This is a genomic window from Kitasatospora sp. NPDC059817 (assembly GCF_042731835.1).
Taxonomy (GTDB): domain Bacteria; phylum Actinomycetota; class Actinomycetes; order Streptomycetales; family Streptomycetaceae; genus Kitasatospora.
The window spans coordinates 1-6569 of the sequence record NZ_JBHWIR010000275.1; the positions used below are offsets into that span (position 1 = coordinate 1).

The following is a 6569-nucleotide window of genomic DNA, read 5'->3' on the forward strand; positions in this document are numbered from 1 at the left end:
CGCGAGGAATGGCGGATGCCCCCGCTGGAGACCCTCGGCAAGCCGGTCATGTCCACCGCCCGCAAGGTCGGCATGGGCGCCCTGCGCGCCTACCTCCTGGTCGCGATGGTGATGGTCATCATCAAGATCGTCCAGACCGCGCTCAACCACTGAGCCGCCGCCGGGGCGGCGCCCGACAGTACCGCCGCCCCGGCCCCGACCCGGAAACCTCGACCGCCCCGCACCCGGGGAAGGAAGGAAGTACGGCCATGCGCACCGCCCTTCACCACCACTGCCCGCGCGTCCGCCTCGCCCTGCACGACGGCGTCGAGAGGAACTACCGCCTCGACGACCCCGGCGTCTGCCCGCACTCCGGCACGCCCAACACCCGGGCCTGCGCGTACGAGCCGCGCGTGCACCTGGCCTACCTGCTGGCCCGCCAAGGCCACCGCCCGGACTGGCTCGCCGACTTCGCGGACCTCCCGCCGGCCGCCGCGCGCCGCCTCAGCCGCGCCGCCGCCCGCCACCGGCCGCACGGCTGACGCCCCGCCGACCGCACCACCCGCGCCCTCGCGCACCCCTCCACCCGCCGCCCTGTCACGGAGGTGACCTGCCATGTCCATCGTCGCCGCGTTCCACCCCTCCCTCCCGTCCGCCGGCCGCGGCCGCCTGCGCGCCGCGCTCGCCGCCGTGGGCCGACGCCTGGCGGAGAGCCCGCTGGACAGCCCCGTCCTGCACGCCGTCACGGCCCGGGCCCCGGCCCCGGCCACCGCCTCCGCCGACCGCCCCGCCCGGCTGCGGGCCAGCTGGCGGACCGTCACGGCCCCGGACGGCACCGCCCGGCTGGAAGCCTCCTGGCACCCCTGGCACCCCGCCCGCTGACCACCCGTACCGATGCGTACAGATCCGCACCGACCCCGCACCGACCCGCCGAAGGAGCATCCGCCATGGCCGTGCGCTACCCCAGGCTCGAAGCCATCTTCTCGGACCACACCGCCGCCGCCCCGCCCCGACGGCCGCGCCCCGCACCGGCCCCCCGGCCCGCCGTCGACCCGGACACCGGCCTGGTGGTGGACCCCGAACAGCGCACCGTCACCGTCGACGGGCAGCAACTGGCACTCCCCTACCTGGAGTTCGAGCTGCTCGCGCACCTGGTCGACAACCCGCTGCGGGTCCACTCCCGCCGCCAGCTGATGGAGACGGTCTGGGGCCGGCCGGACACCGGCGACACCCGCACCATCGCCACCCACATCGCCCGGATCCGCCGCAAGCTCGGCCCCGGCCACCGGGAGGCGATCGCCACCGTCCGCCAGATCGGCTACAAGTACGACCCCCGCCTGACCCGCGTCGCCTGACCGCCGTCCGGCCGCGCCGCCTGACCGCGCCGCCCGAGGCCCGATCGCCCGCCCCGGCGGCACCCCGCCGGCCACCACCCCACCGAAGGAGGACACCGCCGTGACCAGAACCGCCCTGTTCCCCTGGACCAGCAGAGGGACGGCGCTGTGCGGCGTCCTGCTCCTCCTCACCCTCCAGGGGATCGCCGTCGGCGTCGCCCCGGGGCGGCTGCGGCTCTTCCTCTCCGGCGTGCTCATCGGCGCCTCGGCGGCCGGACTGCTCCTCGCCCTGCTGCTCGCCCGCAGCGGGCGCGGCACCGCCCGACCCGCCGCCCCCGGCGAGGACGACACCCAGTGGTTCAGCGCCCGCTCCCTGGACGGGTTCCCGATGGAGCAGGTCCGACCGCTGCTGCTGTCGCCCGGCGCCCCGGGCCTGAACCGGCTCTACACCGCCTGGGTGTTCGCCACCCACGGGCACGACCCCCAGTGGATCGCCCACCACCTCGACCTGTCCACCCCGACCGCCCGGCTGCTGGTCACCGCGGCCCGGCACCACACCGCTCCCGACAGGAGGCCGCAGTGATCACGGCCCTCGACCACGTCCAGCTCTCCGCACCCCCCGGCAGCGAGGCCCTGCTGCGGGCCTTCTACGGCGACGTCCTGCAGATGGCCGAGATCCCCAAGCCCCGGCCGCTGACCGAGGGCGGCGGCTGCTGGTTCGCCGCCGACGGCGGCCGGGTCCGGCTCTACCTCGGCATCGAGGAGCGCTTCCGCCCCAGCACCAAGGCCCACCCCGGCATCGCGGTCTCCGAGATCGACGACTTCGCCTCGCGGCTGTCCGAGCTCGGCGTGCTCGTGGTGTGGGACGAGAGCCTGCCGCCCCGGCGCCGCTTCTACACCACCGACCCCGTCGGCAACCTGCTGGAGTTCGTCGAAACGGCCTGAGCCGGCGCGCGGAGGAACCCCGGATCCATTTGCCTACGGACGTACCGAAGGAGCAGACTGCCCGGGGCCCGCAGGACGGGCCGGGACGGCACCAGACGACACCACCGGAGGAGGCGGCCATGGGCGAAGACCCTCCCAGTACGCGCCGCCGTACCGGCCGCCTCCCCCACGCCCGCCCGCGCGCCTGACGCGACGGCCCGGGGGGACGCGGCGTTCGTCCCGATCCCGCTGACGTCGCACGCACCTCTCCCGACCCCGGGGCCCCGGGTGCGCGCCGGAGGTGCACCCCATGACCCTGCCGAAGCCGGCCCCGGGCGCCGCCCGGGGCTCACTGCCGTCCCGGACGGCCGCCCGCCTGGCCCGGATGACCTGGGTGGACGCGCTCGTCGCGGCCGCCGTCCTGGTGCTGCTCTACCTCGCGCTGCGGGTCGGGCAGGGCACCACCGTCCGGTTCTCCACCGGCCGGAACGCGGCGGTCGACACCGACCCGGCGCGGCTGCCGTACGACGCGGCCCGCTCGCTGCTGCGGATGTTCGCCGCGCTCGCCGTGTCGGTGGTCTTCACCTTCGGCTACGCCTACGCCGCGGCCCGCAGCCGCCGGCTGGAGCGGGTCCTGATCCCGGCCCTGGACATCCTCCAGTCGGTGCCGGTGCTCGCCTTCCTGACCGTCGCGGTGACCGGCTTCCTCGCCCTGTTCCCCGGCTCCGTGCTGGGCCTGGAGTGCGCGGCGGTGTTCGCCATCTTCACCTCCCAGGCCTGGAACATGACCTTCGGCTTCTACTGCTCGCTGGTCTCGCTGCCGCCCGAACTCGACGAGCTGTCACGCTCGTTCCGCTTCACCCGGTGGATGCGGTTCTGGAAAGTCGAACTGCCCTCGGGCATGATCGGCCTGGTCTGGAACGGCATGCTGAGCTTCGGCGGCGGCTGGTTCTTCCTGGTCGCCTCCGAGGCGATCAGCGTCGACGACCAGGGCTACACGCTGCCCGGGGTCGGCTCCTACGCGGGCGCGGCCATCGCCGCCGGCGACCTCGGCCGGGTCGGCTGGGCGATCGCCACCATGGCCGTCCTGGTGGTCGGCGTCAACCTGCTGTTCTGGCGCCCGCTCACCGCCTGGGCCGAACGCTTCAAGAACGAGCAGTCCGAGGCCACCGAGGTGCAGCGCTCCGTCGTGCTGGACCTGCTGCGCCGCTCGCACTGGCCCGGACTGCTCGGCCGGCTGCTGCGCCCGGGGTGGCGGGCGCTCTCCCGGGCCGGGCGCCTGCTGGGCACCGACGACCGCCCGCTGGCCGTCGACCCCGGGCGGCGGCGCGCCGGGGACGCCGCCTTCGCCGCCGTCGCCGGCGGCCTCGTGCTCTGGGGCCTGGTCGACCTCGGCCGCTACCTGCACGGCGCGACCGGCCTCGGCGTGTTCGGCGAACCGCTGCTGCTCGGCCTCGCCACGCTCGCCCGGGTCGTCGTCCTGGTGACCGTCGCCACCCTGGTCTGGGTGCCGGTCGGCGTGCGGATCGGCTTCTCCCCCCGGCTGACCCGGATCGCCCAGCCGCTGGTGCAGGTGCTCGCCAGCTTCCCGGCCAACTTCCTCTTCCCGCTGGTCGTCTGGCTGCTGCTGCGGACCGGGCTGTCGATCGACCTCGGCGGCGTCCTGCTGATGGCCCTCGGTGCCCAGTGGTACATCCTGTTCAACACCATCGCCGGCGCCATGGCCATCCCCACCGACCTGCGCGAGGCCATGGACGACCTCGGCGTGCGCGGCTGGCAGCGCTGGCGGCGGCTGATCATCCCCGGGATCTTCCCGGCCTACGTCACCGGCGGCCTCACCGCCTCCGGCGGCGCCTGGAACGCCTCCATCGTCTCCGAGGTCGTCACCTTCGGCGGCACCACGCTCACCGCCACCGGCCTCGGCGCGTACATCGCGCGGGCCACCGAGCGCGGCGACTACCCGCACCTGCTCGCCGGGGTGGCGGTGATGAGCCTGTACGTCGTCGCCCTCAACCGGCTGCTCTGGCGCCGCCTCTACCGCCTGGCCGAGCGCCGCTACTCGCTCTGACCCGCGCCCGCTCCCCGCCCCGGAGGTCCCCGTATGCGCTTCCCGTTCCCGCGCGCCGCCCGCCCCGCACCGCCCGCCGCCGCTGATGCTGCTGCTGTGTTCTCCCCCGCCGACGGCGAGGTCCTGCTGGAGACCGTCGGCCTCACCAAGGCCTACGCCGGCGCCGACGGCGCGCTGCCCGTGCTGTCCGGCATCGACCTCACCGTCCGGGCCGGCGAGATCGTCGCCCTGCTCGGCCGCTCCGGCTCCGGCAAGTCCACCCTGCTGCGCTGCCTGTCCGGGCTGATCCCGCCCAGCTCCGGCACCGTCGCCTACCGCGGCACCCCGCTCACCGGCGCCAACCCGGGCACCGCCCTGGTGTTCCAGACCTTCGCGCTGCTGCCCTGGCTGACCGTCCGGCAGAACGTCGAACTCGGCCTGGAGGCCCGCGGCGTGCCACCCCGGGAGCGCGCCGAGGCCGCCGTCCAGGCCATCGACCTGATCGGCCTGGCCGGCTTCGAGTCCGCCTACCCCAAGGAGCTCTCCGGCGGCATGCGCCAGCGCGTCGGCTTCGCCCGCGCCCTGGTCGTCGAACCGGACGTGCTGATGATGGACGAGCCCTTCTCCGCGCTGGACGTCCTCACCGCCGAGAACCTGCGCGGCGAGCTGCTGGAACTGTGGGAGTCCGGCCAGTTCCCCACCCGCGCCGTCGTCCTGGTCACCCACAACATCGAGGAGGCGGTCCTGATGGCCGACCGCATCGTCGTCCTCGGCTCCCGCCCGTACGGCACCATCCGGGAGACCGTCGAGGTCGACCTCGACCGGCCCCGCGACCGCGACGCCGCCGCCTTCGACGAACTCGTCGACCGGGTCTACCGGATCATGACCGGGCGCCCCAAGGAGACCCGGCTGCCCGGCCGCGCCGACGGCGCCCGGCCCGACCGGCGCACCGTCGCCAACACCCCGCTGCCCACCGCCAGCGTGGACGGCCTCGCCGGCCTCGCCGCGATGATCGCCCACCGCGGCGGCTGCTGCGACCTCGCCGACCTCGCGGACGAACTCGGCCTCGACATCGACGACATGCTCCCCCAGCTCGACGCCCTAGACCTGCTCGGCTTCGCCGAGATCCACGGCGACGACCTGCTGCTCACCGAGGCCGGCACCGCCTTCGCCGGAGCCGACGTCCAGGAGTCCCGGACCATCTTCGCCGGTGCCGCGGTGGACGTCCCGCTGGTCCGGCTGATCACCAACGGCCTGCGCGGCCGCCCCGGCGCCGCCGTGCACGCCGGCTTCTTCCGCGACCTGCTCGCCCACCACTACACCAGCGAACAGGTCGACCGGCAGTTGGAGACCGCCACCGACTGGGGCCGCTACGCCGGGCTGTTCGGCTACGACGCCGCCCTGCGGGAGTACCGGCTCGACGAGGAGACGGCCTGAAGCGCCGGAGTCAGGCCTGGCCGGTGGCCGGGCGGCGGCGGGCGGAGCGGACGGCGCGGGCGAACGGCTGCTCGGCCGTCGCGGCGGCCGGGCCGGTACCGCCGCCGTCGCCGCCGTCACCGCGCCCGGGCAGGTCGTTGGCGATCAGCGCCGCCTCCGTCAGCAGGCCGCGCACCTCGGCGGCGCGGTAGAAGATCCGGGTGCCCTCCCGGCGCGAGACGACCAACCCGGCCGCCCGCAGCCTGGCCAGGTGCTGCGAGGTCGCCGCCACGTGCGCGCCCAGCAGCTCCGCCAGTTCGCTGACCGGCAGCTCCCGCCAGGTCAGCGCCCAGAGCAGCCGGTACCGGGACGGGTCGGCGACCGCCTTCAGCACCGCGACCGCCCGCTCCGCCGCGTCCGTGTCCCACGCCTCTTCCTGCGCACCCATGCCAGGGATCCTACCGAGCCGGCCCCACCGCCCCGGCGCCCCGGCGGCGCCGAAGCCGGTGCCGTCCGGCCGGGCGCGGGCGTCGCCAGCGGGCGTACCCAGTGGGCGTCGACACCGGGCGTCGATAGCGGGCCGATGGCCGGGGCTGCCAGGCTTCAGCCATCCTTTCAGCCGCTGCCGACCGGCCGCGCCGTCCAGGAGTTGGAGTCCGTACGAGATGATCGAGCACACCACGTTCCGTACCGCGGTCAGCGGATCGCACGAGCACAATCCCTGGGGCTGAGCGGCCTGGGTCCGCCTTCGGACGCCCGCCCGTCGGGCGGTGTCGGGGAGGACGGACCCGCCGGGCGGGGGGCGGGGGGGGGGCGCCGCGGCCGCGCTGGGGGGGCGGGGCGGGCGCGGCGGTGGGGTGGGGCCGCGG

8 protein-coding genes are annotated in these 6569 nt (G+C 75.4%); 7 read left to right on the plus strand and 1 reads right to left on the minus strand.

Going from position 1 to position 6569, the window contains the following annotated elements; all coding sequences use genetic code 11:
• Positions 1-248 precede the first annotated feature (248 nt).
• The 7 genes from ACFV61_RS33090 to ACFV61_RS33120 all read left to right on the plus strand — a co-directional run bounded on the left by ACFV61_RS33090 (position 249) and on the right by ACFV61_RS33120 (position 5721).
• Entirely contained in the window at positions 249-521 is a 273-nt protein-coding gene (locus ACFV61_RS33090) for a hypothetical protein (protein WP_063349740.1), read from the plus strand.
• A 73-nt stretch (positions 522-594) separates the two neighbouring features.
• Positions 595-861 carry a hypothetical protein gene (locus ACFV61_RS33095; protein ID WP_380495717.1) on the plus strand — a complete coding sequence of 89 codons (267 nt, stop codon included), beginning with the start codon at positions 595-597 and terminating at the stop codon, positions 859-861.
• A gap of 65 nt (positions 862-926) precedes the next feature.
• Positions 927-1334, plus strand: coding sequence for a winged helix-turn-helix domain-containing protein (locus ACFV61_RS33100; protein WP_063349738.1), 408 nt, complete (start codon positions 927-929; stop codon positions 1332-1334).
• 100 nt (positions 1335-1434) lie between these two features.
• Positions 1435-1896: a hypothetical protein gene (locus ACFV61_RS33105; protein ID WP_107452946.1), complete on the plus strand. Its 462-nt coding sequence runs from the start codon at positions 1435-1437 to the stop codon at positions 1894-1896.
• Positions 1893-2258: a hypothetical protein gene (locus ACFV61_RS33110; protein WP_063349737.1), complete on the plus strand. Its 366-nt coding sequence runs from the start codon at positions 1893-1895 to the stop codon at positions 2256-2258. Before ACFV61_RS33105 ends, ACFV61_RS33110 begins: the two co-directional genes overlap by 4 nt.
• Positions 2259-2547: 289 nt before the next feature.
• On the plus strand, positions 2548-4305 hold the full coding sequence (locus tag ACFV61_RS33115; RefSeq protein ID WP_380427269.1) for an ABC transporter permease: 1758 nt from the start codon (positions 2548-2550) through the stop codon (positions 4303-4305).
• Between the two features lie 33 nt (positions 4306-4338).
• Positions 4339-5721, plus strand: a complete 1383-nt coding sequence (locus ACFV61_RS33120) for a nitrate/sulfonate/bicarbonate ABC transporter ATP-binding protein (protein ID WP_380495719.1) — start codon at positions 4339-4341, stop codon at positions 5719-5721.
• Positions 5722-5731: 10 nt separating this feature from the next.
• On the opposite strand, the gene ACFV61_RS33125 is transcribed toward ACFV61_RS33120, so the two are convergent.
• Positions 5732-6148, minus strand: coding sequence for an ArsR/SmtB family transcription factor (locus tag ACFV61_RS33125; RefSeq protein ID WP_380495721.1), 417 nt, complete (start codon positions 6146-6148; stop codon positions 5732-5734).
• Positions 6149-6569 lie beyond the last annotated feature (421 nt).